The sequence below is a fragment of the Pseudoalteromonas sp. P1-30 genome (assembly GCF_001400005.1).
In the GTDB taxonomy this organism is placed as follows: Bacteria; Pseudomonadota; Gammaproteobacteria; order Enterobacterales; family Alteromonadaceae; genus Pseudoalteromonas; species Pseudoalteromonas atlantica.
The window spans coordinates 125053-150669 of sequence record NZ_LKBC01000008.1 but is presented as its reverse complement, the minus strand read 5'-3'; the positions used below and the strand labels follow the sequence as shown (position 1 = coordinate 150669).

The 25617-nt window shown below is 40.7% G+C and carries 24 protein-coding genes; 12 read left to right on the top strand and 12 right to left on the bottom strand.

What is annotated here, in order from left to right; genetic code table 11:
* Positions 1–167: 167 nt before the first annotated feature.
* The 6 genes from lpdA to ampD form a co-directional block, all read right to left on the bottom strand.
* A complete protein-coding gene (gene lpdA / locus AN395_RS13445) occupies positions 168–1595 on the bottom strand; it encodes a dihydrolipoyl dehydrogenase (RefSeq protein ID WP_054983299.1) in 1428 nt (475 codons plus the stop codon).
* A 175-nt stretch (positions 1596–1770) separates the two neighbouring features.
* Positions 1771–3678, bottom strand: coding sequence for a pyruvate dehydrogenase complex dihydrolipoyllysine-residue acetyltransferase (aceF, locus tag AN395_RS13440; protein ID WP_054983298.1), 1908 nt, complete (start codon positions 3676–3678; stop codon positions 1771–1773).
* Positions 3679–3688: 10 nt separating this feature from the next.
* A complete protein-coding gene (gene aceE / locus AN395_RS13435; protein ID WP_054983297.1) occupies positions 3689–6355 on the bottom strand; it encodes a pyruvate dehydrogenase (acetyl-transferring), homodimeric type in 2667 nt (888 codons plus the stop codon).
* Positions 6356–6445: 90 nt separating this feature from the next.
* Complete coding sequence (pdhR, locus tag AN395_RS13430) at positions 6446–7195, bottom strand: pyruvate dehydrogenase complex transcriptional repressor PdhR (protein WP_004588597.1); 750 nt, start codon at positions 7193–7195, stop codon at positions 6446–6448.
* A 404-nt stretch (positions 7196–7599) separates the two neighbouring features.
* Positions 7600–8451, bottom strand: coding sequence for a beta-lactamase regulator AmpE (gene ampE / locus AN395_RS13425; RefSeq protein ID WP_054983296.1), 852 nt, complete (start codon positions 8449–8451; stop codon positions 7600–7602).
* Positions 8452–8464: 13 nt separating this feature from the next.
* Positions 8465–9019, bottom strand: a complete 555-nt coding sequence (gene ampD / locus AN395_RS13420; RefSeq protein WP_054983295.1) for a 1,6-anhydro-N-acetylmuramyl-L-alanine amidase AmpD — start codon at positions 9017–9019, stop codon at positions 8465–8467.
* Positions 9020–9234: 215 nt separating this feature from the next.
* Here ampD and nadC point away from each other — a divergent pair, with 215 nt between their 5' ends.
* From nadC to yacG, 8 genes are all read left to right on the top strand, one after another.
* Entirely contained in the window at positions 9235–10080 is an 846-nt protein-coding gene (gene nadC, locus AN395_RS13415) for a carboxylating nicotinate-nucleotide diphosphorylase (RefSeq protein ID WP_054983294.1), read from the top strand.
* 473 nt (positions 10081–10553) lie between these two features.
* Entirely contained in the window at positions 10554–10985 is a 432-nt protein-coding gene (locus tag AN395_RS13410; protein WP_327078102.1) for a pilin, read from the top strand.
* 427 nt (positions 10986–11412) lie between these two features.
* Positions 11413–12966 (top strand): sulfatase-like hydrolase/transferase, encoded by a 1554-nt coding sequence (locus AN395_RS13405; RefSeq protein WP_054983293.1) that lies wholly within the window; start codon positions 11413–11415, stop codon positions 12964–12966.
* A 3-nt stretch (positions 12967–12969) separates the two neighbouring features.
* Positions 12970–14196 (top strand): type II secretion system F family protein, encoded by a 1227-nt coding sequence (locus tag AN395_RS13400; RefSeq protein WP_054983292.1) that lies wholly within the window; start codon positions 12970–12972, stop codon positions 14194–14196.
* Positions 14197–14343: 147 nt separating this feature from the next.
* Positions 14344–15234, top strand: a complete 891-nt coding sequence (locus AN395_RS13395) for an A24 family peptidase (RefSeq protein WP_054983291.1) — start codon at positions 14344–14346, stop codon at positions 15232–15234.
* A 1-nt stretch (position 15235) separates the two neighbouring features.
* A complete protein-coding gene (gene coaE / locus AN395_RS13390; protein ID WP_054983290.1) occupies positions 15236–15856 on the top strand; it encodes a dephospho-CoA kinase in 621 nt (206 codons plus the stop codon).
* A gap of 146 nt (positions 15857–16002) precedes the next feature.
* Positions 16003–17679: a type IV-A pilus assembly ATPase PilB gene (gene pilB, locus AN395_RS13385; RefSeq protein ID WP_029773362.1), complete on the top strand. Its 1677-nt coding sequence runs from the start codon at positions 16003–16005 to the stop codon at positions 17677–17679.
* A 47-nt stretch (positions 17680–17726) separates the two neighbouring features.
* Positions 17727–17957, top strand: a complete 231-nt coding sequence (yacG, locus tag AN395_RS13380; protein WP_024031401.1) for a DNA gyrase inhibitor YacG — start codon at positions 17727–17729, stop codon at positions 17955–17957.
* A 67-nt stretch (positions 17958–18024) separates the two neighbouring features.
* On the opposite strand, the gene AN395_RS13375 is transcribed toward yacG, so the two are convergent.
* A complete protein-coding gene (locus AN395_RS13375) occupies positions 18025–18516 on the bottom strand; it encodes a Spy/CpxP family protein refolding chaperone (protein ID WP_054983289.1) in 492 nt (163 codons plus the stop codon).
* A 175-nt stretch (positions 18517–18691) separates the two neighbouring features.
* Between AN395_RS13375 and AN395_RS13370 the strand changes: the two genes are divergently transcribed.
* Genes AN395_RS13370 through AN395_RS13360 form a run of 3 tightly spaced genes read left to right on the top strand, consistent with a single transcriptional unit; the run spans position 18692 to position 21724 of the window.
* Entirely contained in the window at positions 18692–19381 is a 690-nt protein-coding gene (locus AN395_RS13370; RefSeq protein ID WP_004588608.1) for a response regulator, read from the top strand.
* Positions 19359–20774 carry an ATP-binding protein gene (locus AN395_RS13365; protein ID WP_054983288.1) on the top strand — a complete coding sequence of 472 codons (1416 nt, stop codon included), beginning with the start codon at positions 19359–19361 and terminating at the stop codon, positions 20772–20774. Before AN395_RS13370 ends, AN395_RS13365 begins: the two co-directional genes overlap by 23 nt.
* Positions 20775–20776: 2 nt before the next feature.
* Entirely contained in the window at positions 20777–21724 is a 948-nt protein-coding gene (locus tag AN395_RS13360; protein ID WP_054983287.1) for an alpha/beta fold hydrolase, read from the top strand.
* Here the strand turns inward: AN395_RS13360 and AN395_RS13355 are convergent.
* Entirely contained in the window at positions 21684–22601 is a 918-nt protein-coding gene (locus AN395_RS13355; protein ID WP_268796031.1) for a cation diffusion facilitator family transporter, read from the bottom strand. The genes AN395_RS13360 and AN395_RS13355 overlap by 41 nt on opposite strands.
* A gap of 108 nt (positions 22602–22709) precedes the next feature.
* Here AN395_RS13355 and trmL point away from each other — a divergent pair, with 108 nt between their 5' ends.
* Positions 22710–23174: a tRNA (uridine(34)/cytosine(34)/5-carboxymethylaminomethyluridine(34)-2'-O)-methyltransferase TrmL gene (gene trmL / locus AN395_RS13350; RefSeq protein ID WP_029773366.1), complete on the top strand. Its 465-nt coding sequence runs from the start codon at positions 22710–22712 to the stop codon at positions 23172–23174.
* Positions 23175–23270: 96 nt separating this feature from the next.
* On the opposite strand, the gene gpsA is transcribed toward trmL, so the two are convergent.
* Genes gpsA through AN395_RS13330 form a run of 4 tightly spaced genes read right to left on the bottom strand, consistent with a single transcriptional unit; the run spans position 23271 to position 25522 of the window.
* A complete protein-coding gene (gene gpsA / locus AN395_RS13345; protein WP_024031407.1) occupies positions 23271–24278 on the bottom strand; it encodes an NAD(P)H-dependent glycerol-3-phosphate dehydrogenase in 1008 nt (335 codons plus the stop codon).
* Between the two features lie 3 nt (positions 24279–24281).
* Positions 24282–24767 carry a protein-export chaperone SecB gene (gene secB, locus AN395_RS13340; protein ID WP_004588614.1) on the bottom strand — a complete coding sequence of 162 codons (486 nt, stop codon included), beginning with the start codon at positions 24765–24767 and terminating at the stop codon, positions 24282–24284.
* 34 nt (positions 24768–24801) lie between these two features.
* A complete protein-coding gene (gene grxC, locus AN395_RS13335) occupies positions 24802–25059 on the bottom strand; it encodes a glutaredoxin 3 (RefSeq protein WP_004588615.1) in 258 nt (85 codons plus the stop codon).
* A gap of 31 nt (positions 25060–25090) precedes the next feature.
* A complete protein-coding gene (locus AN395_RS13330; RefSeq protein WP_004588616.1) occupies positions 25091–25522 on the bottom strand; it encodes a rhodanese-like domain-containing protein in 432 nt (143 codons plus the stop codon).
* Positions 25523–25617 lie beyond the last annotated feature (95 nt).

The window sequence follows — 25617 nt, the reverse complement described above, 5'->3', positions numbered from 1 at the left end:
CATGAGAACTGACTCCTAAATAGGTGTCTACTTTTATGGAGTCAGATCACAAAATAAAAAACGATACCAACAAAAGCTAGTTTTGTTTTATCTATTTTTTAATTGGCGGCTATAAAAACAAAAACCCAGCAAAAGCTGGGTTTTTAACACTCAATTAAAAAGTTAAATTACTTCTTCTTTTTAACTGCTTTTTTGTTTGGTAAATCAGTGATTGAACCTTCAAAAATCTCAGCTGCAAGGCCAATAGACTCGTTCAATGTTGGGTGAGCATGAATAGTAAGCGCTAAGTCTTCACCGTCTGCGCCCATTTCAACTGCTAAGCCGATTTCGCCAAGCATTTCGCCTGCGTTAATACCAACCATAGCACCACCGATTACACGGCCACTGTCTTTATCAAAGATAAGCTTAGTTTGACCTTCTGTACGTGCAGATGCAATTGCGCGACCTGATGCAGCCCACGGGAATACCGCAGTTTCAATGCTTAAGCCTTGCTCTTTTGCTTCTTTCTCAGTCACACCTACCCATGCGATTTCTGGATCAGTGTAGGCAATTGAAGGAATACATTTAGGGTCGAAGAAGTGCTTCTGACCAGAGATAACCTCTGCTGCAACATGGCCTTCGTGTACCGCTTTATGCGCAAGCATAGGTTGGCCAACTAAATCACCAATTGCAAAAATATGGTCTACGTTAGTACGTAATTGCTTATCAACATTAATAAAGCCACGCTCATCAACATTAACACCTGCTTTATCAGCATCAAGTAAGTTACCGTTAGGCGTACGGCCTACAGCAACAAGTACTTTGTCGTAACGTACTGGCTCAGCTGGTGCGTTTTTGCCTTCAAAAGTAACGTATAAGCCATCATCTTTCGCTTCAACGCCAACAACTTTAGTAGAAAGCATAACATTGAATTTTTTGTTTACGTATTTTTGGTAAACCTTGATGATATCTTTATCCGCAGCCGGAACTAACTGATCTGCAAATTCAACTACATCAATATCAGAACCTAGTGCGCGGTAAACCGTACCCATTTCAAGACCGATAATACCACCACCTAAAACAAGTAGTTTCTCTGGTACGTCTTTAAGTTCTAATGCGCCAGTTGAATCAATTACACGGTCATCTTCTGGGATGAACGGTAAGCTAACAGGTTTAGAACCCGCAGCAATGATTGCGTTATCAAATGTAATAGTTGTAGTGCCGTCAGCACCTTCAACGTCTAAAGTGTTGCTGCCAGTGAATTTACCGTAACCTGGTACAACTTTAACTTTACGCATCTTAGCCATGCCGTCTAAGCCACCTGTAAGCTGGCCAACAACCGACTCTTTCCAAGAGCGAATTTTGTCTAAATCAATTTGCGGAGCGCCAAAAGTAACACCGTGAGATGACATTTCTGCAGCGTCATCAATCACTTTAGCCACGTGTAAAAGTGCTTTTGAAGGAATACAACCAACATTAAGACATACGCCGCCTAATGTTTCACGCGATTCTACTAATGTAACTTCTAAGCCCAAGTCAGCAGCACGGAAAGCCGCAGAGTAACCACCAGGACCACCGCCTAGTACAACAACTTGAGTTTTTAATTCGTTGCTCATGCTATTACCTTAATTGTTTGAACGGGACACTGCCCTAAAATTTAACTGCCATGTTTCTGCATGGGCAGAAAATCAGAGCAATTCACAAATAGTGCAAAGATTGTATCATTGCATATAGTAAAAATCCCAGCTAAAAACAACTGGCTGGGATTTGATTTTGTTCATATTGTAGCGATTACATCACTAATTGACGTATGTCGCTCATGTAGCTAGCAAGCGTTGCTGTAAAGCGTGCAGCTAGAGCACCGTCAATCACACGGTGATCGTACGACATAGAAAGCGGAACCATTAATTTTGGTTCAAAGTCTTTACCATTCCACTTAGGTTTCATTTCAGATTTAGATACACCTAAAATAGCCACCTCTGGTGCATTAACAATCGGCGTAAATGCCGTACCGCCAATACCGCCTAAGCTTGAAATAGTAAAACAGCCGCCTTGCATATCAGATGACGTTAACTTACCTTCACGCGCCTTTTTAGAAATATCCATCAGCTCGCGAGATAATTCAATAATGCCTTTTTTGTCCACATCTTTAAATACTGGAACAACTAAGCCATTTGGGGTATCTACTGCCACACCAATATTGATGTACTTTTTAAGGATAAGGCTTTCACCGTCTTCAGACAATGACGAGTTAAACGTTGGGAACTCAGCAAGTACTTTCGCTACCGCTTTCATCACAAACACAAGTGGTGTGATTTTAACGCCAAGCTTTTTCTTCTCGCTTAACACGTTTTGTTCTTTACGGAACACTTCAAGGCTTGTGATATCAGCTTCGTCAAACTGTGTAACATGTGGGATTTGCACCCAGTTACGGTGTAGGTTTTTACCCGACAGCTTTTGAATACGCGATAGTTTTTTCTCTTCAATTTCACCAAATTTAGCAAAATCTACTTTCGGCCACGGAATTAAGCCAAGCTCACCACCGCCCGCATTGCCTTTACCAGCAGGTAATTGGCCTGATTCAACTTGCTTAACTAGGTTTTTAACATAGTTTTGCACGTCTTCTTTTACTACGCGGTTTTTACGCCCGGAGCCTTTAACGTTTGCTAAGTTAATACCAAACTCACGCGCTAAGCGGCGAACAACTGGCGATGCATGAGCATATGCGCTGTTGTTTTCAAAGCTTTCGTTGCTTGCTTTAGCCGCAGGTGCAGCTTGAGCTGGCGCAGACTCGGTTTTTGCAGGTGCTGCTGGCTTTTGCTCAGCCGGGGCTGCTGCTTTTGCTGGCGCACTGCCTGCAACTTCAAAAACAAACACAAGTGAGCCAGTTTTGACTTTATCGCCAGCGGCCACTTTAATTTCTTTAACGGTACCAGCAAACGGGGCTGGTACTTCCATTGCCGCTTTGTCGCCTTCAACGTTTAAGATAGATTGCTCTTCTTCAACCGTATCGCCAACAGCAACCATAATTTCAGTTACTTCAACTTCATCATCGCCAATATCAGGCACGTTTACTTCTTTTGTGCTAGGCTCGGCGCTTTGAGTAGTCTCTGCTGGCGCAGATTCTTGCTTTGGCGCATCTGATGCAGGTGCACTTGAGCCAGCTACTTCAAAAACAAACACTAAAGAGCCTGTTTTTACTTTGTCGCCTTCGGCTACTTTAATTTCTTTTACAGTACCGGCAAAAGGAGCTGGTACTTCCATAGATGCTTTATCGCCTTCAACACTTAAAATTGACTGCTCTTCATCTACGCTGTCACCAACAGCGACCATGATTTCTGTTACTTCAACTTCGTCGTCACCAATATCTGGTACGGTTACTTCTTTAGTTGAAGAACCTGAAGCCTCTGCAGGTGCAGACGCCTCAGTTTTAGCTGGCGCTTCTGGCTCACTTTGTGAACCTGACTCTTCGCCTTCAAAAATCATGATTAACGACCCTGTTGTTACCGTGTCGCCTTCGCTTACTTTAATTTCTTTGACTATACCTGCTTGCGCAGCAGGTACTTCCATTGATGCTTTATCGCCTTCAACGGTTAGTAGCGATTGATCAACATCTACTTTGTCGCCAACGCTTACTAAGATTTCGGTTACTTCTACGTCATCGCCACCGATATCTGGTACATTAATTTCAATACTCATTGCAAACCTCTTATGCGTACAGTGGATTTAGTTTGTTTGTGTCAATGTCGAACTTTTTAATTGCTTCAACAACCACTGACTTTTCAACATCACCACGTTTAGCAAGTTCAGATAACGTAGCAACAACCACGTAGCTTGCATTAACTTCAAAGTGACGACGTAAGTTTTCACGGCTATCAGAGCGTCCGTAACCATCTGTACCAAGCACTTTATAGTTGCTGCTTGGAATAAATGAACGCGCTTGCTCTGCGTAGTTTTTCATGTAGTCGGTCGCAGCAACAGTCACTGAATCGTTTAATACGCTAGTGATGTAAGGCGTTTTTTGCTCGCTTTCTGGGTTAAGCATGTTGAAACGCTCAACGTCTTGACCGTCACGGGTAAGCTCATTGAATGATGTTACTGAGTAAACATCAGAAGCAATACCGTACTCTTCGCTTAAAATGGCTGCAGCTTTGCGCACTTCAGTCATGATAGTACCTGAGCTTAATAACTGTACGTTGGCTTTTTTACCTTCGTAGCTTTCAAGCTTGTAAATACCTTTACGAATACCTTCTTCAGCGCCTTCTGGCATTGCTGGTTGATGGTAGTTTTCGTTCATAAGCGTTAGGTAGTAGTAAATGTTTTCTTGGTTTTCACCGTACATACGACGAATACCATCTTGAATAATTACCGCTACTTCAAATGCGTACGTTGGGTCATAAGAAATACAGTTAGGAACCGTATTTGCAAGAATATGGCTGTGACCATCTTCGTGCTGTAGACCTTCACCATTTAGCGTAGTACGACCTGCTGTTGCACCTAATAAGAAACCACGTGCTTGTTGGTCACCCGCCATCCATGCCATGTCGCCAACACGCTGGAAACCAAACATAGAGTAGTAAATGTAGAATGGGATCATAGGTAAATCGTTAGTGCTGTAAGATGTTGCAGCAGCTACCCATGACGACATTGCACCTAGCTCGTTAATACCCTCTTGAAGTACTTGGCCTGATGTAGCTTCTTTGTAGTAAGAAACAATATCGCGGTCTTGAGGGGTGTAGTTTTGGCCATGTGGATTGTAAATACCGATTTGACGGAATAAACCTTCCATACCAAATGTACGTGCTTCATCAGCAATAATTGGCACAATGTTTTTGCCAATGCCTTTGTCTTTTAGTAACACGTTAAGTGCACGTACAAAGCCCATTGTGGTAGAAATATCACGTTTTTGCTCTTCAAGTAGCGGCTTAAATGCGTCTACTTCTGGCAGTTTTAGCTCTTCAGTAAATTTAGGAATACGTGTAGGTGTGTAACCTTTAAGTGCATCACGGCGTGCGTGTAAGTACTTGTATTCTTCTGAACTTTCTTCAAGCGTTAAGTATGGAAGATCTTTAATTTGCTCTTCTGATACTAAATCTTGTAGGCCTAAACGGTCACGTAAGTGTTCAACATGGCTCATGTCCATTTTTTTCACTTGGTGCGCAATGTTTTTACCTTCAGCCGCTTCACCCATGCCGTAACCTTTTACAGTTTTAGCAAGAATCACGGTAGGACGGTCGTTGGTTTGCTCAGCTTTTTTAAATGCAGCATACAGTTTTGATGGCTCATGACCACCACGCTTAAGCGCAAAAATTTCGTCATCAGTCATATCTGCAACAAGTGCAGCTGTTTCTGGATAACGGCCAAAGAAATGCTCACGTACGTACGCGCCATCTTTCGCTTTATATGTTTGGTAATCACCATCAATTGTTTCGTTCATCAACTGTAGTAATTTACCTGATGTATCTTTAGCTAGCAGAATATCCCATCCGCTACCCCATACAACTTTAATTACGTTCCAACCAGCGCCTTTAAATAGGCCTTCTAGTTCTTGAATAATTTTACCATTACCCATTACTGGGCCATCTAAACGCTGTAAGTTACAGTTAATTAAGTAACATAGGTTGTCTAGCTTTTCACGTGCAGCAAAAGAGATTGCGCCGCGTGATTCTGGCTCATCCATTTCACCGTCACCTAAAAACGCGTATACACGTTGGTTTTTAGTGTCTTTTAAGCCACGGCCGTCTAGGTATTTTAAAAAGCGTGCTTGGTAAATAGACGCAATTGGACCTAAGCCCATAGATACCGTTGGGAACTGCCAAAATTCAGGCATTAATTTAGGATGCGGGTATGATGGTAAACCTTTACCATCTACTTCTTGACGGAAGTTATCAAGCTGCTCAGCCGTAAGACGACCTTCAACAAATGCACGCGCATAAATACCCGGAGAAATATGACCTTGGTAGTAAACTAAGTCACCGCCGTCTACCTCATTTGGCGCTTTGAAAAAGTGGTTAAAACACACTTCATAAAACGCAGCTGATGATTGGTAAGACGCCATATGGCCGCCTAAGTCGAGATCTTTTTTCGATGCACGTAATACAATCATGATTGCATTCCAACGAATAATCGAACGAATACGACGCTCAAGGTTTACATCCCCTGGGTACGCCGGTTCTTGATCTACTGGAATAGTATTAACGTAGTTAGTTGTTGTGCCAGTTGGCATATCAACGCCGTCTAAACGGGCTTGCTCTAACACTTGCTCAAGTAAATACTGAGCTCGTTCAACACCTTCTTCGCGCACAACTGATTCAAGAGCTTGTAACCACTCTTGTGTTTCTAGCGCGTCTACGTCAATTTTATTGACTTCAGACATATGGAGGTTTCCTTATGTTTAAAATACGAATGTTGTTAATTTAATACCACGTATACCTAATTTAGTGTGTTCTAAGTACAGCGTATTAGCTTAATTTTGTTTTGTGCGTCTTAAACTACGTTCAATTCGCGAATGCTCTTTACCCGCTTCAAGTAATGCTTCTTCAATAAAGGCTAAATGGGCATTACTTGCTAAACGGGCTTGTTCTGGATTGCCCTCAATTACGGCATCCATTAATAAGCGCCGGTGCTGGGCTAATTGATTGCTAATATCTGGTTTTTTTAATAAAACCGTTAAGTTTTGCAATACATTTTGCTCCAGTAGCGCTTGCATGCCTCGCACTAAGTGAAGTAAAACCACGTTGTGTGAGGCTTCGGCTACACTAAAGTGAAACGCATTAATTGCTTTGGCTTTTAATTGTAAATCGTTATTAACTTGAGCAATTTTATCAAAGCTTTGTTTAACCTTGGTAAAATCGGTGCTGGTACCACGAAGCGCCGCATAATATGCAGCAATCCCTTCAAGTGCATGACGAAATTCAAGTAAATCGAACTGTGATTCAGGATGCTTACTGATCAAATCAAACAGCGGATCAGTGAGTCCTTCTTCAAGCTGATTTTTTACAAACGTGCCACCGCCTTGCCTGCGAGTGACCAATCCTTTTGCTTCTAGCTTTTGGATAGCTTCACGCAGTGAGGGGCGAGACACCTCAAACTGTTTTGCTAGTTCGCGCTCTGGCGGCAGTTTTTCACCTGGCGCTAATGAGCCCTCAAGAATCATATTCTCAAGTTGCTGTAAAATAACATCAGATAATTTTGCTGCTTTAATCTTTAAAGACATTAATCAACGTCCACGTTGCATAAATACTAAAAAGCCTAATTTTTAAGGCCTAGAGCTTGACGATTTACCCAAAAGGTAAATTGGTCATACCAAAAATTTTCAATAAGGTATCAAAAAGGCAAATAACTGTCAATTTACGGGTTATTTGAGCAATTAGAGTAGCGTAACGCATTTTGAACGAAGTTCAAACAATGCACAATTGAGGTTGTTTTATTCAAACGTTAACAAGATGAAAACAAATGGTCTGACCAGAGTGAATTAGAATATTCACTCTAGTTGAATTTATTGAAGAAATTAATTTTTGAATTGGAGAAGGTCGTAGCAGCGGGTTTACCCCGCGACCAATTATCTTGCCGCGATACTCACCCTAAGCGCGGCGTACATTGCGCGATGTGAAATCGCGACTACGATAAACCGCCAAATAAAGTAAGCAGTGCAATAAGTACTAAATAAAAAAGCACGTTGCGTTTAACTAATTTAATCATACAAGTGGCTTCAATAGCACATCCGTAATAACGCTGTTCTACTTGTTCAGCCGCAAGCGCCGTACACGTAACTACTTTGCGGTTTGGTGTTTTAAAATCCAATACATAATGCAGCCAGCAGCTTGTACCTTTATTAAAGTTACCAATGACTAAATAGCCAAAGCTTGCAACACGCGCTGGTAGCCAATCTAGCCAAAATAATAATTTATGCAGCAGCGTAAAACGATTTGCAAACACCACTTTATGGTTTTCTTTAACTAAATCGGCCAACGTACGCACTATTGCATACAACACGGCCCCTGGGGCGCCAAGCATTACAAACCAAAAAATAACGGCGCAATAAAATCTAAAATTAATCCACGCTAAGGTTTGCCCAAATGTTTCTCCGCCCTCTTCATCCTCTAGGTGTTTTTGCCCCATTTGTAGTGCGTATAATGAGGCCGCGGTTTTATCATCCCGCGTTAGTGCATTTAAATACGACTTATATAAAGCGCGGTGCTTAGCACAACCAAAACAAACCAATAAAACCGCAACATTTATAGCTAACTGCCAAAGTACAAAGTCAGAGAGTACATATATAAGCGCAACAGCCACTACCGGCAAAACTAACCAAATTAAAAAGCCAATTGCCGAGCTAAACAATCCGTTTTCACTAAGTAATTTACCCGAGCGATTTAAATAACCATTAACGTAATAGCTTATTTGCCAATACTGTGAGCGCGCACCTAAACGCTCAAGTATTAGTGCAATAATTATAGAAACTAAAATCATGATAGCGACTCACTTAATTTGCTTGTTCTAGCCTGCTTATATAAGCAGGCCAATTAAAACTTTCCCCTGGGTCGGTTTTTCGCCCTGGTGCTATATCGCAATGTCCTACAACTCGCTTAGTGGTGATAAGCGGGTAACGGGTCATAATTGCCTTTGTTAGGTTATGTAAGCTGGTGTACTGCGCCTGAGTGTAAGGTGTGGTATCTGTACCCTCAAGCTCAATACCTATACTAAAGTTATTACATGCGCTTTGCCCTTCATATTCAGATTGCCCGGCATGCCACGCGCGTTTATTAAATGGCACATATTGAATAATCTCGCCAGTACGTTTTATAAAACAGTGCGCTGACACTCTAAGACCATTTAAATCACAAAAACTGGGGTGCGCATTACAGTCAATCTCACCCATAAACAGTGCATCAACGTATTCGGTGCCAAATTGCCCAGCCGGCAATGAAATATTATGAATTACCAACAGCGAAATATTGGTATTTTCAGGGCGATCATCAAAATGCGTACAGGGCCGCTGCGTTATATTAGCGACAACTCCGCTTGAATCTATCTGCATTATTTTAATACCACGGTATACATAAACTTGATGCTAAAGGATTTATATAAAGAATGATAGCCATTGCGGTTAGCTAACATTCAGCAGGTAGCATTACTTTTAGTAGCCATGCTATATATGTAGGTGTAATAACCCCTGCTCATTTAAAAGCGCTTCTATTAGTTATTTAAACATAGTAAAATTTGCTTAATTTATTAACACTTATGAGCCTTCATATGTCAATTTCGCACACGCTTATTACTCAACTTGTCACCCTCGCCTTAGATGAAGATCTAAATCATCAATCAGCACAAGACGGCGACATTACCGCGCAGCTTATTCCACAAAACGAGCACGCAAATGCTAAAGTAATTACCCGCGAAGACTGCGTTTTTTGCGGTAAAGACATCATTATAGAAGTGTTTAAGCAAGTAGATCCAAGCGTTGAAGTAAACGTATTAGTAAATGATGGCGACTTTGTGCCAGCAAATAGCACCTTATTTACAGCTAAAGGTTCTGCCCGCGCTATTTTAACTGCAGAGCGTACCGCGCTTAACTTTGTACAAACGCTCGCCGGTACCGCAACCACAACTGCAAATTATGTAAAAGAGCTTAGCGGCACCACAACCCAGCTGCTCGATACCCGTAAAACAATACCAGGACTCAGAGCTCTGCAAAAATACGCTGTAAAATGCGGCGGCGCTGCAAATCACCGTATAGGCTTATTTGATGCGTTTTTAATTAAAGAAAACCATATAGCAGCGTGTGGCGGTATTGATAAAGCAGTCGCACAAGCCAAGCAAAACCACCCTACAAAACCCGTAGAAGTAGAGGTTGAGTCGTTAAATGAACTTGAGCAAGCCATTAATGCCGGCGCCGACATAATCATGCTCGATAATTTTAGCGTTGAACAAATTCAGCAAGCTGTGGTCACTACTAACAAGCGCGCTAAATTAGAGGTTTCTGGCAATATGACACTAGAAACGCTTAAAACTTACTCGCAAGCAGGTGTCGACTTTATATCCAGCGGTGCACTTACAAAAAATTTACAATCAATCGATTTATCGATGCGTTTTGTATGATTTTAACGCTACACTTAAATTTCAATAGCGCTAATTGATTGACAAAATAAGCAAAAAGGCATTTAATAACCCAAAAGGCTTAATTTGTAACAACTTGTTAAATAAAGTCGCTTTTTGAATAAACTATAAGTGCTTTAAGCATAGAAAAAGTGTTAGACTAACCCTGTTGCATTACTTTCTTGAAAAGTATAGTAATAAATAACTGCTTTTTGTTTTAATCTAAAAAAATTCCGAAAAGATTAAAGCAAACGGTCAGTATGTTTCCTATATTTAGTCTACTTTGTGTTTAGGTAGCCTGTGCAAGTTGCAACATGATGAACTCACATTTAGCTTTTGTGTTTCATACCTAAGGCTAAAAGTACGTGAAAATTTATTTTTAAGTAAATCTGTAAAGTTAATCAGGTAAATTAAGTTTGGCACTCTCGCCACTAACCTGACTACCTTACAAAACATTATCCTTTAGGAGAGGAAACATGAAAACAATGACTCAAAAACAACAGGGTTTCACCCTAATCGAATTAATGATTGTTGTAGCAATCATCGGTATTCTTGCTGCAGTAGCTTTGCCTGCTTACCAAGATTACACAAAACGTGCACATGTGAGCGAGGGCATAACTCTAGGTGCTTCAGCTAAAGCTGCAGTTACAGAATATTACGTCTCAGAGGCAGCTTGGCCTGAAGACAATGCGGCAGCTGGTTTACCTGTCGCCAATACGATTACTGGTAACGCAGTAACGAGTGTTGGAGTAGAAGATGGAGTTATTACTGTAACCTTTAATAACAAAGTTACTACTGGTGACACTGTTGTGTTCAAACCAACAATAGCTTCTACAGGAGGCTCTATCACTTGGACCTGTGATGAGGGTTCAGTTGATGATAAATACCTTCCATCAAACTGTCGCTAACCTCTATTATTTTTGGGCGTTTGTAACGCCCAAAATATATTCATAATTCTTCAATAAATTTATATCCTCTATGCTAATCCACTTTTGTATATCTACATTCTTTTTTTTTATATCTCTATACTTTTGGTGGGTAAATCAAATACCTTTTGAGCTAAAAGGTAATTCTATTAAAAGTAAATTAACAAATGCACTCTCAAGCCCCCCCTTCATACTCGAAATTGTTTTATTTATTTTAGGAATATTTATATCTATTTTATTATTAGCTACCATCGCTAATGTAATTTCCTCAAATTTAAATATCTTATTAAAAAAAACATCTCATATATTTTGTCATATATTTTCCTGGTTAATTGTAATTTTATTAATATTGGGGATGTCTAGCTATGAATACCCTGAGCTTTTCTATAGCCATAACGTATGGAGTCAATTGAAAGTTTTAGTTCCCACGTCGTTATTAGCGTTTTTTTTTATTACCTATTCATTCATCATAAAAAAAAATAGAGTGAAAGCATCTTTAATATTACTTCCAATAATCTCTTTATTCATACCCTCCCTGGGAATCTATAAACCTCAAACTCAATTTAAACACAAAAACGTAGTCATTATCGGTATAGATTCCCTTAACGTTCGATTAATAAATAAAAAAAACACTCCTTTCATCGAAAGCTTTGTAAGCTCATCGATACACTTACCTAATTCATACACCCATGTAGCAAGAACTTTCCCTTCATGGGTTAGCGTATTAACAGGTAATTACCCACTAACGAACCATGCCAGATTGAACCTTACAAGTTTTGACAAGTTAGATCTAAAAGAAAATCTAGCTTATGATTTGAAGGAAGCCGGTTACAAAACATACTTCTCCTTAGATGAACGACGTTTTAGCCATATTGATCAACGACTTTATTTTGATAATATTATTGGTCCCCCAGCGACTGCAGGTGAGTTTTTATTTTCTAAATTAGCGGACCTTCCACTATTAGTGTTAACTTCTAAACTCCCCTTTTTCGAGCTACTAATGCCTCATATTCACAATAATAGAGCTGTATGGTCCACATATTCACCGGAAAAGTTCAATTTAAAACTTGAGAGAGAGATACACAATACTGGTCTACCAGTCTTTATAGCCTCTCATTTTACACTCCCACACTGGCCTTATAAAATAAAAAACAATGACAACTCCAGAAGCTCTTATGATAAGTACTTTCACTCAGTTCAACTTGTTGATAAACAAGTTGAAAGGTTTATAGCTCACTTGAATAATGAAGGTTTACTAGACAATTCTTTAATTTTTCTTATCACTGATCACGGAGAAAGTTTTGGAAGAAAAATAGATCTGCCAAAAAACAGTAGTAACTTTACAAATACAGCTGGCCACGGGACAACAATTATCTCAAGCTCTCAATTTAAAGTTCTTTTCAGCTTTAAAGAGTATGAGGGTGGTACATTAGTTAATCACACAGCTCCTAATAAAGAGTTAAATTACGCTTTAACAGACATTGCGCCTACAATAATTGATTTATTAGATATTGATAATAAGCGTGATTCCGATGGTACAAGTATATTCAAAGTACAGCAACAAAGACCAATCCCTTTAGAGAGTTCATTAAAACCCATGTTCAATAAACAAGGTGAAATCGATGAAGAAAAAACTGTCAAACAAACTGCTAACTTGTTTGAAGTTGACAGTTTGGGAAAAGTAGTTTTTAACAATCAGTTATACCATGAAGTTGTAAAGTCAAAGCAAAGAGGGGTCATAAAAGGGAAATGGCAATTATCAGTTTTCCCTGAACACAATAATAATATATATATAACTAACTTACATAAAGACATACTCTATAACCAGCAAGCTCTTAATAATGAAGAATTAATTGCTGAACTCAGAAAAAGTTTTTGTCACTTGTTTTCTTCTGAAATCGATGAAGCTGAGATTAATCTATGTAGAAGTGCAACTCAAAAAACTGATAGTTTTGGGAGATAAATAATGGTAAAACAGCCTGAAAAAAAAGGACAAGATACCTTCGAGTGGATCGGCGTAAGTACAAGAGGTAAAAAGTTAGAGGGTGAGATGACTGGGGCTAGTATTGCTTTAGTAAAAGCGCAGCTTAGGAAACAGGGCATTACCCCATCAAAAGTTAAGCGTAAAGCTAAGCCATTATTCGGGACTCGCCTACAAAAAATCACCCCAAAAGATATAGCTCTAGTCACACGACAAATCGCTACTATGTTAATGGCGGGAGTACCGCTTATTCAAGCTATTGAAATGATTGGCTCTGGCTCTGCAAATAAAAGTGTTGCCAAATTAATGGAAACTATTGGCGATGAAGTTAAAGCAGGCCAGCCGCTTAGCCAAGCGCTAAGAAAGCACCCTCGTTATTTTGATGACTTATATTGTGACTTAGTTGCCTCAGGTGAGCAGTCGGGTGCGCTTGATAAAATATTTGACCGTGTTGCTTTATACAAAGAAAAATCAGAAGCGCTTAAGTCGAAAATTAAAAAGGCGATGTTTTATCCTATCGCTGTTTTAGTGGTTGCACTTATAGTTACCTCAATACTGCTTATATTTGTGGTACCTCAGTTTCAAGATATTTTTAACGGCTTTGGCGCAGAACTTCCCGCATTTACCCTATTCGTAATCGGCATATCAGAATTTATGCAGGAATATTGGTGGATGATTTTAATAGCCATTGTTGGCTTTGGTTACGCTTTTAAAGAAGCTAAGCTCAGAAGTTTAAAACTTAGAGATGCAACAGACCGGGCTATATTAAAACTCCCTGTAATTGGTATGATTTTAAATAAAGCCGCTGTTGCACGATATGCTCGTACGCTTTCGACCACCTTTGCTGCGGGTGTACCCCTTGTTGATGCGCTAGATTCTGCAGCAGGTGCATCCGGTAATGCTGTGTATCGCTATGCTATTTTAGATATTAAAGCAGAGGTGAGCTCGGGTAATCAAATGAACTGGGCGATGCGTAACTCTAAAATATTCCCCGACATGGTTATTCAAATGGTCGCGATTGGTGAAGAGTCAGGATCGCTTGATGGCATGCTTGCTAAAGTAGCGACTATTTACGAGCAAGAAGTTGATGATGCAGTTGATGGCTTATCTAGCTTATTAGAGCCGCTTATTATGGCTGTGCTGGGTGTGCTCGTCGGTGGCTTAATTGTTGCCATGTACTTGCCGATTTTCCAATTAGGCTCTGTAATTTAACTAATAAAAATTTGTAAGAATTAAAGAGAGCCTTTTTATAGGGTTGGCGGCTAATGTCTTCTCATTTACTCTCTTTAACTTCTCTTTGTGATAATTATTTCACTTAACTTTTAGACACTTAATTTTAGAATAGTTTTTAGGTATATAATGCAAAGTATTATTGAAGTAATGCAAAGCCAATTGTGGTTTTATTTAACCACGGTTGGCTTAGTCAGTTTATGTGTAGGTAGTTTTTTAAATGTAGTTATTTATCGACTGCCGTTAATGATGCAGCGAGAATGGCAAAGTGAATGTAGATTATTATTAGAAGATGAACTAACAGCCAAACCTACACAAGCCAGTAACAGTGAGCCATTTAATTTAGTAAAACCTAATTCCACCTGCCCTAAATGCAAAACCGCGATTAAGCCTTGGCAGAATATCCCTATTATTAGTTGGATTATGCTTAAAGGTAAATGCGCTAATTGCAGTAACCCAATATCAGCGCGTTACCCGATAATTGAAGCCATTACCGCACTATTAAGTTTAGTTATTGCCTACAGCTTTGGCGCTACTGAGCACGCCCTTTTATATATTTTTGTAACCTGGATTTTAGTGGCGCTCACCTTTATTGATATTGACCACATGCTACTGCCCGATCAGCTCACTTTACCTTTAGTATGGCTTGCACTTATAGCCGCTGTAATGGGTATAACAATAAGCCCAAGCGAAGCAATAGTGGGTGCCGCATGCGGCTATTTAAGCCTGTGGAGTGTATTTTGGTTATTTAAGCTATTAACCGGCAAGGATGGCATGGGCTATGGCGATTTTAAGTTACTGGCCGTATTTGGCGCACTGCTTGGCTGGCAGTCACTATTAACCATTATTTTGCTCTCAAGCGTGGTGGGCGCCATTATTGGTATTGCCCTTTTAAGTATCCAAGATAAAGACAAAGCAACACCCATTCCATTTGGCCCCTACTTAGCTATCGCGGGTTGGATAACGCTGCTGTGGGGCGCTCAAATTCAAGCTGCGTATTTTAATTTAATTGGTTATTAGTATGAATAAGCCAGCAACTAAAATAAACAATTGGGTATTGGGTTTAACAGGCGGTATTGGCTGCGGTAAAACGGCTGTTAGTAATATGTTTGAAGAACTAGGTATTTGCGTTGTTGATGCCGACATTATTGCTCGCCAAGTAGTGGCCCCTAATAGCACAGGGCTAAATGCAATCATTGAACACTTTGGTGAGGGTATTTTACTACCCGATGGCACATTAAACAGAGCAGCGCTGCGTACTAAAATATTTACCAACAATGATGATAAAGGGTGGCTTAACGCACTATTACACCCGCTTATTCGGGAAAAAATACTCACCGATTTAAATAATGCAACCAGTGCTTATGTTGTATTAGTTGCACCATTATTGTTTGAAAATAAACTTAACAAATACTGCAACCGTACTTTATTGATTGATGTACCACAGCCTGTGCAGATTGAACGTACTATAAAACGCGACAATATTAGCCTTGAGCAGGTAAATAGCATTATAGCGTCACAAATGCCACGGGAAGAAAAACAACAAAAAGCCGATGATATTCTAAATAATGACCGCGATTTATCACTTGTTCATGCAGAACTTGTTGTTCTTCATAAAAATTACCTACAATATGCAGTATAAAATACAACTAATGCCCCTTAATGCGGTCATAACAACATAAACTCGTAATTTGGTTAGCAAAAAAGGTGTTGATAAGCACAGCGAATTTAATCACCTGCTTTTTTCTGATAAATTGTTAACTATTGAAGGACTAAAATAGGTGCGCAATGAATATTAACTCACCGTTATTGAGAAAATTTATAACGCTTGGCCGCATTGATGCCGATACCGTAAAAGCAAAACAGCAAGAGTTTGCCTCAACCGCTGAGCTTATATCTAAATGTGGAAAAATTGATAGCAACGACTTAGCTGAACAATGTATAGACTTATTCCGCGTACCGTATTTTGATTTAAAAGACTTCGACCCTGCACAAATCCCCGAAGACTTAGTTAAAGAAAAACTAATACGTAAACACCATATTTTACCGCTGGTTCAAAAAGGCAGAAAAGTATACATTGCCGCCTCAGATCCGACTGACTACGGTGCCTTTGAAAACTTTGAATTTAGCACCGGCTTATCGTGCGAAATAGTCGTGGTTGACTATATTCAGCTAGATAACAAAATTGAGCAACTACTTGATGCTGCAGGCAGCTTAGATTTAAGCGCCGATGAATTTAAAGAGTTTGCCGACCTAGATAGTGAAGGCCCTAAAGAAACCACACCTAAAGATGATGATAAAGACGATGCGCCAATCATTGTTTATATCAATAAAATATTAATGGATGCCATTAAAAAAGGCGCTTCTGATTTACACTTTGAACCTTACGAGCACAAATACCGTATTCGCTTTCGTATTGATGGTATTTTGCATGAAGTTGCCAACCCACCCAATACCTTAGCAAGTAAGCTATCGGCGCGTATCAAAGTAATGTCGAGGCTCGATATTGCTGAAAAACGTAAACCACAAGATGGCCGTATTAAATTAAAAATTACAGAGCGTAAAAGCATCGATTTTCGTGTAAGTACTATGCCTACGTTATGGGGCGAAAAAATAGTAATGCGTATTCTTGATTCATCAAGCGCTATGCTAGGTATTGATGTATTAGGTTACGAAGAGGATCAGAAAAAGCTTTATATGGATGCGCTTGGGCAACCACAAGGCATGATACTTGTGACCGGCCCAACGGGCTCTGGTAAAACCGTATCGCTTTATACCGGTTTAAATATACTTAACCAGCCAGAGCGTAACATTAGTACAGCCGAGGATCCGGTTGAGATAAACCTTGAAGGGGTTAACCAAGTACAAATTAACCCTAAAGCCGAAATGACCTTTGCTAACGCCCTGCGTGCATTTTTACGTCAAGATCCAGATGTAGTGATGGTAGGTGAAATACGTGACCTAGAAACCGCAGAAATTTCAATTAAAGCGGCGCAAACGGGTCACTTAGTGTTATCTACACTACATACCAACTCAGCGCCCGAAACCATAACGCGTTTATTAAATATGGGCGTGCCTGCGTATAACGTGGCAAGCTCTATAAGTTTGATTATTGCCCAGCGCTTAGCTAGGCGTTTATGCCCTAAGTGTAAAACCCCTGAAACACTGCCAGCAGAAGAGTTGGCTCGTCAAGGATTTAGCACAACACAAATTGAAGATATGACACTATACGCACCCAAAGGCTGCGAAAATTGCACCGATGGTTACAAAGGCCGAGTGGGTATTTACGAAGTCATGCAAATTACTCCTGAAATTGCACAAATTATTATGCGCGGTGGCAACTCGCTCGAAATCGCAGAGGTATCGCTACAAGCTGGGTTTAATAACTTGCGATTATCGGGTTTACGAAAAGCCGCCGATGGTTTAACGTCTCTGGCTGAAATTAATCGCGTAACCAATATGTAAAAGTGATAGCCCTAATTAGGGCTAAAACACATTGTAGAGAGTAAAGTATGCCAACAATTGTTAACTGTCCAACCTGTAAAAACAAAGTTGAATGGTCACAGCAAAGCCCACATCGTCCTTTTTGTTCTAAGCGCTGTCAGCTTATTGATTTAGGTGAATGGTCTTTTGAGAACAATAAAATATCAACGCCTATTACCTCGGCTAACCAAATTAGCCAAGATATGATTGAAGATATTGAAGAGATGATGGCTAAAAACGATGACGACTTTTTTAAATAAGCGTTTTTCACCCTCTTAAACGACAAAAGCCAGCATTAAGCTGGCTTTTTAGTGCTTAATTTATAAATTAATCTCTTTGCTTACGGTGTTTTTTACCCATACGCTTTTGCATTTTTGCAAACTTTTCTTGCTGCTCTGCGTTAAGTACCTGCATTACTTGATGCTGTGTTTTTAGCTTAATTAAGCCAAACTCAGTGCCTTTTTCGTGGCGTGCAGCTAATAGCTCTTTTGCAGCGTTTTCGTCAAATGTTGGTGCGCTAAGTAAAGCATCCATTTTCTCTTTTTGAGCCTTACGCTGTGCTTTACGGGCTTCTTTATCATCGCCGCGCAGTGCTTTCATCTGTGTTTTTTGCGCTTCAAAAATAGCTTCAAGCTTAGTTTGCTGTTCTTGCGTTAAATCAAGCTTGTCGGCACCGCGCTCAGATAATAAAAAACGCGCTTGAGAATGGTCTTGCTTATCGTGCATGCCGCCTTTTGCTAATACGCTACCGGCGCCAAGTGTAGCCGTTGCTAGACCACAAATAAGTACTAATTTTGAAAGTGTATTTACTTTAGTCATAATCATCACCTTAATATTGGATGGATTGAATTTGGTTGTGGCTGCTAAGCCAGTGAGTTAACTATACCTCTTGCAACGCAAAGTAACGCAAAGCAGTGTAAAGGTTGTGTAAAGATTCACTTTTGCACAATTTAAGAAGTAAAATAACCATATAGAAATTGCCTAAGGGTTTGAAATGAAGCTATTAATGATTGATGACGACACAGGTTTGTGCGAACTACTTACTGAATATTTAGCCGCGCAAGGTTTTGACGTACAAAGCGTTCACGATGGCGAGCAAGGCTTAAAGCTTGCTCTATCAAATGACTACGCGCTGATATTGCTTGATGTCATGCTCCCCACCCTTGATGGCTTTGAAGTACTTAAACAACTTAGGCAAACAAAGCTAACACCGGTTATTATGCTCACTGCAAAAGGCGAAGACTTTGATCGCATTTTTGGCTTAGAGCTTGGCGCAGACGATTACATACCCAAACCCTTTAATCACCGCGAGTTACTTGCCCGTGTAAAAGCCATTACCCGCCGTATAGAGCACATAAATAGCCTAAACGTTGCAACGCCTAGCAAAATGAATATAAATGGCATTACGGTTAATTTGGCAGCCCGAGAAGCCGCTATTAACGAGCACACCCTCACGCTTACTGGCACAGAGTACGAAGTACTGGTGTTATTAATTAAAAATGCCGGCGAAGTTGTCAGTAAAGAGCAAATAAGTGAAGAAGTGCTAGGCAGGCGCTTAGCTTCGTTCGACCGCTCAATTGATATGCACGTTAGCAATATTCGTAAAAAAATAGCTGAGCATATTCAAGGCGAGCGAATAAAAACAATGCGAGGAACAGGTTATGTCTTCATCCAAGGTGAGTAATAAACATTACTTTGCATGGCTAAAGCACCCTCGACATTATTTATTTTTTAAAATATTTATTTGGTTTTGGCTAACAATAACAGGCACGGTGGCTGCGCTTATATTTTTAAGCAATATTACGGCAATTAATGCAGTAAGCACCGAGCCTTTGCGGGGGCCAATGAAAAAAAACCTAATTTATACTGCCAAAAGTATTGAGCGAAGTGCCACTAAACACAAGCGCACCCTTGCTGATGTTTTATCGCACCCTAGGCTTTCAAAACGAAAGATTTTATTTTTAGGCGCAGCACAACCCGAAGACGCATTAAGCAATAAAGAGATCCCCGCTGAAATAGATTTAAACTTACTTAGCTTTAGTCAAAACTTGGCGCCACAGGTCATTTTTACCGAAAAATACCAAGCTTTCGGCCCTGTTAATATTAACGTGCCAGAGGGGCAGTTTTACCTCTACGAAATAGACATTAACCACCAACCTCCTTTGCTCATGCGCTTTAAGTTAATGCCGAATTGGATGAAAGTACTCGTGGCTATTTTTGCCTCTTTAATCCTGAGTTTTATTTTTAGTCGCAATTTAATCGCCCCAATTAACAGCCTTAAAAAAGCAGCTATAAAGCTTTCATCAGGCGATTTATCAGCGCGAGTTACCATACCTGCAAGCAGAAAAGACGAGTTAGGAGTACTTGGGCGCGACTTTAACAGCATGGCTAATCAGCTTGAGCAACTTATTAGTGCTCAAAAGCGCTTACTGGCTGATATATCTCACGAGTTACGCTCCCCGCTTACGCGTTTAAAAATGGCAACGGGGCTTGCACAAATGCAAGCCAACGAGGCAAGCCAGTCGTATTTATTACGTATAGAAAAAGAAGCAAACCAGCTTGATAAAATGATTGCCGACGTGCTGCAAGTGTCGCGTTTAGAAGCGCAAAGCCAAACTCTGTCACAGCAAAAGCAATCGTTAAAAGATATAGTAGAGCACGTATTAAACGATGCGCAGTTTGAAGCCAAGCAAAATACTAAAACACTTACTTTTAGTGGCAATGCCGATGTAATGCTAAGCTGCGATGAATCATTAATTGCCAGCGCACTCGAAAACCTATTACGTAACGCAATAAAATACGCGCACAGCAACATTAGCTTTAACGTACACTATAACAACCAAATCTATATAGAGATTTGCGACGATGGCCCTGGCGTTCCAAATGAGCAACTGAGCAAGCTTTGTGAGCCCTTTTTTAGGCAATCTGATGCTCGCGACAGAGTAAGTGGCGGCACAGGGCTTGGATTAGCTATCGCTAAAAATGCTATTATTGCCCACGGCGGTAGTTTAGCGCTATCTAATAAAGAAAAAGGCGGGCTTTGTGCCAATATCACCCTGCCACTAATTAAAGAGTAAGCATGTTTTACAGTACCGAATCAGCGCTTGAAAGTAACCAAGCACGCATTAATCACTTTTACGAAAATGTACTTAATAAAAACTATTTTAATGCATCTGAAGGTAAACTGTTTTTTGCTTACGCAGTGCCAGAAACAGCTAACACTGCCATAGTAATTAGCTCAGGGCGCATAGAAGGGCTTGAAAAATACAAAGAGCTGCTGTGGGAGCTTTACACTAATAACTATGCGGTATTTATAGCCGACCACCAAGGGCAAGGTCGCTCGTATCGACCGTTAAAAAATAAGCACAAGGGGTATGTAAAACGCTTTAGTGACTACAGTGCCGACTTAGATTTATTTAACCAGCATATTGTAAATAAGCACTGGCAAGGCAAAAAAATATTATTAGCCCACTCCATGGGCGGCGCTATAGCGTACGATTATTTTGCAAATTACCCGCATACTTTCAGCGGCGCGTTTTTATCTGCGCCCATGTTTGATATTTACACTAAAGGTATTCCTAAACCGGTAGCTAAATTTATAGCCAGTGCCGCCACAAAGCTCGGTTTTGGCTACAGTTATGCGCTAGGGCAAAACGATTACAACCCAGAAGAATTTGCGCTTAATACCTTAACCAGCAGCCAAGTGCGATACAACCTATTTAGGCTCACTTATCAACAACAGCCACTTTTACAGTTAGGCGGCGTTACATATGGTTGGTTAAATGCAAGCTTTGCTTTTATGTCTGCCGTGGATACCCACACAATCAACCTCCCTATTTTTATTGCCAGCGCACAAAACGATGAAGTGGTTGATAACAACGCGCAACAAAAGCTCGTAAATAGGCTCCCTAATGCCGAGCTGAAAAGCTTTGCAGGGGCCAAGCACGAGTTATTGTTTGAACGCGACGAAATTAGAAAACCTGTGCTTATGCGCTTGTATCAGTTTTGTTCTTCGTTTGATACTTAGGTACCACCGAGAGCGGATCTAGATGAATTAAGATATCAACCTCAGAGTCAAAGCGCTCGGCAAGCGCCTTTTCTACATCGTCAGCTACATTGTGGGCACGTATTAAACTTAAATGGTCATCAAGCTCTAAGTGCATTTGCATAAACTTAATTTTACCGCCTTGGCGAGTGCGAATATCATGTACACCGTGTACATCTTTATGTGCGTTAGCAATATCTAAAATACTTTGCTTTTCATCATCTGGGAGTTCTTTATCCATAAGATGATCGGCACTCTCACACGCAATATCCCAACTGTTATAAAGTAAGTAACCGGCAACGCCTATGGCAAACAGCGGATCTGCGTATAACACCCCATAGTATGAGAGCAAAATAGCAAGTAATACCGCCGCATTTAAAATTAAATCCCCTTTGTAATGCACCGAATCTGCTTTAATAGCGATGGATTCGGTATGCTTAACCACTTTGATCTGAAAAAACACAATCACTAACGTACAAGCAATAGCAAATATACTCACCCACACACCTAACAGTGAATGACTAAGCACAATTGGGTTAAATAATCGCTCAATACCGTGAAACGCCAATAAACACCCCGACCCTGCTATAAACGCAGCCTGGCCAAGTCCGGCTAGGGCTTCAGCTTTGCCATGACCAAAACGGTGATCGTCATCTGCTGGGCGCAGTGCATACCCTAGCACTAAAAAGCTCATGGCCGTGGCGGTAATATCCATTAATGAATCGGTTAATGAGCCAAGCATAGAAGCTGAACCCGATGCCAACCACGCCCAGCTTTTAGCGGCTATCATTAAGCTAACCATAACCATGGTAACTATGCTTGATGTTTTAACCCAAAATTCGTAACTACGGTGATGCACGTTAATATTCACTACTTGCGGTATTCAATGGCGCGAGTATATCATTTTTTTTACCGGTTTCGTGTATACTGCCACTCGTCAAATTATAGATTAATAGAAAGGCGCATTATGCTGGATATCGTTTTATATCAACCTGAAATTCCACCAAATACAGGAAATATCATACGCTTGTGTGCAAACACAGGTTACTCATTGCATTTAATTGAGCCATTAGGTTTTGAGTGGGACGATAAGCGAGTAAAACGTGCCGGGCTAGATTACCACGAGTTTAGTAACGTACAGCGCCATGCCTCGTTTGAAGCTTACCTTGAAAAGTGCCAACCTAAAAAAGTGTATGCATGCACCACTAAAGGCAGCCAGTTTCATCACGAAGCCAGTTATGAAGCCGGTGATTGCTTGGTATTTGGGCCCGAAACTCGCGGTCTCCCCGATGAGATGATTCAAGCGCTACCTAACGATCAGCGTGTGCGCATTCCTATGCAGCCCAATAGCCGTAGTATGAACCTATCTAACGCTGTGGCAGTATTTGTTTATGAATCATGGCGCCAGCTAGGCTTTCCTAACGCGCAATAAGCACCTTGTACCAAACAATAAAAAACCGACATAGCGTCGGTTTTTTAATAGCAAAGCATGTTCATACTTTTAATAAAGTGAGCATTATATGCTCATTTATTCGGCGCGCTGCTCACGGCCTAATAGTGCCATGGCGGCTTCTTTCATATCTTTATTTTCATAAAGTACTTTATAAATTTGCTCAGTAATAGGCATTTCTACACCCGCGCGTTGTGCTAATAAATACACTTCTTTTGTGTTTCTAAAGCCTTCAACAACTTGCCCGATAGACTCAATAGCAGCATCAACCCCTTCACCTTTACCTAATGCCAAACCAAAGCGACGGTTGCGCGATTGATTATCGGTACATGTTAAGATTAAATCGCCAAGTCCAGCCATACCCATAAAGGTTTCTTGCTTTGCACCTAAGGCACACCCTAAGCGCGTTAGCTCAGCTAAGCCGCGAGTGATCAGTGCCGTACGTGCATTAGCACCAAAGCCCACCCCATCAGACATACCTGCACCAATGGCTATTACGTTTTTAACCGCGCCACCTAACTGAATACCAATAAAGTCATCGTTGTTATACACGCGGAACGAGCGCCCACAATGGAGTAAATCTGCAAGTTGTTGCGCAAACTCCGTTGAGGTAGATGACACCGATATAGCGGTAGGTAGCCCCATTGCCATTTCTTTTGCAAAGGTTGGCCCTGATAAAACCGCAAGCGGCATCTCATCACCTAGTTCCTGCAGGGCCACCTCTTGTAACAAGCGACCAGTATTTGGCTCAAGCCCTTTTGTTGCCCACGCAACTTGCGCACCTTCAACCAGCGCAGGTTTAATTTGCTGCAATGTATCTGCAAAGGCATGGCTTGGCACAACCACAAGTACAATGGCACTGCTGGCTACGGCTTGTTGTAAATCGGCTTGTAATAAAAGAGTGTCGGGGAATGGTACATCAGGAAGGTAACGTTGATTTTTCCGCTCAGCTGCAAGCGTGGCAACGTCGTCGCTATTGCGACCCCAAAGTGTCACTTGGTGACCATTTCGGGCTAAGCAAATAGCAAGAGCGGTGCCGTAAGACCCCGCTCCTAATACAGTAACAGCTGAAGTTGCTGTACTCATAAATTATGCGTCTGCTGAAACCTGCTCAGCTTGCGCAGTACGTTGTTGCATGTATTGTGCAAATAACGCATCAAAGTTCACTGGCGCAAGGTTAAGCTGTGGGAAAGTACCACGGTTAACAAGATTCGATACGGCTTCACGCGCGTATGGGAATAACACGTTAGGGCAGTATGCACCTAGCATATGTGCTAGTTGTACTTCTTCAAGCTCACCAACTGTAAAAATACCGGCTTGCTGAATTTCACATAAAAACGCAGTTTCTTCACCGATAGAAGCAGTAACCGTTAGTGCTAAAACCACTTCAAACACACCTTCGTCTAGCTTATTAGAGCGCGTGTCTAGGTCTAGCTTAACTTCTGGCGTCCATTCTTTTTGAAAAATCGCAGGCGAGTTAGGCGTTTCAAACGATACATCTTTAGTGTAAATACGTTGAATAGTAAATTGTGCGCCACCTTCTTGTGCTGCTGCGTTTTGATTTTCTTCGTTCATTGTGCTTCCTACGTGTTAGTTTTTATAATTAAAATTAAGCATTTAGCTTAGCGTCAAGTTTACCTTGCGCTTCAATAGCCATCATGTCGTCGCAGCCACCGATATGTTCATCATTAATAAAAATTTGCGGTACTGTGCTTGCGCCACCTGCTTTAGCAATCATTTCATCGCGAAGCTCTGGTTGAACACCAATATCAATATTTGTGTACTCAACGCCTTTACTGTTTAAAAGTGCAAGAGCACGTTGGCAAAATGGACAGTACGCTTTGGTGTATAAAACAACATTACTCATAATAAATCCTCTATCGGTACTACTAAACTGATTAGCGACCTGTTGTAGTTGGAAGGCTGGCAGATTGCCACGACCCCATACCACCTGATAATACATAAACCGATTCAAAGCCTGCTTTATGCATTGCATTAGCAATACCTTGAGCAGTCATGCCTGTGGCACATACTAGTATAATGGGTTTGCTCTTGTGCTTTTCAAGGCTTGAAAAGTCAGATTGTTTTGCTTTTTCAGGGCTTAAGTGTTCAGCACCCGCAATACGACCTGCGTTAAATTCTTTTTGAGCACGAATATCAACTACTTTGCCATCTTCACGATTAATAAGAAGTGTTAATTGCTGTGGGTTTATTTCTCTCACTGCTGAAAACTTGCTCTTTATCCAGCCGCTTACAATAAGGAATACAAGACCAACCCAAGCTAGGCTTAAAATAGGATGATTTGTAATAAATTCAATATATTGATCCATTCTACTTCCACTATGAAATTATGTTCTAAACCTAGGGCGTGTTGGCCTTTGCGGATTGAAATTTGTTCAATCTAGGGGCGATTAAATCGCGGCGC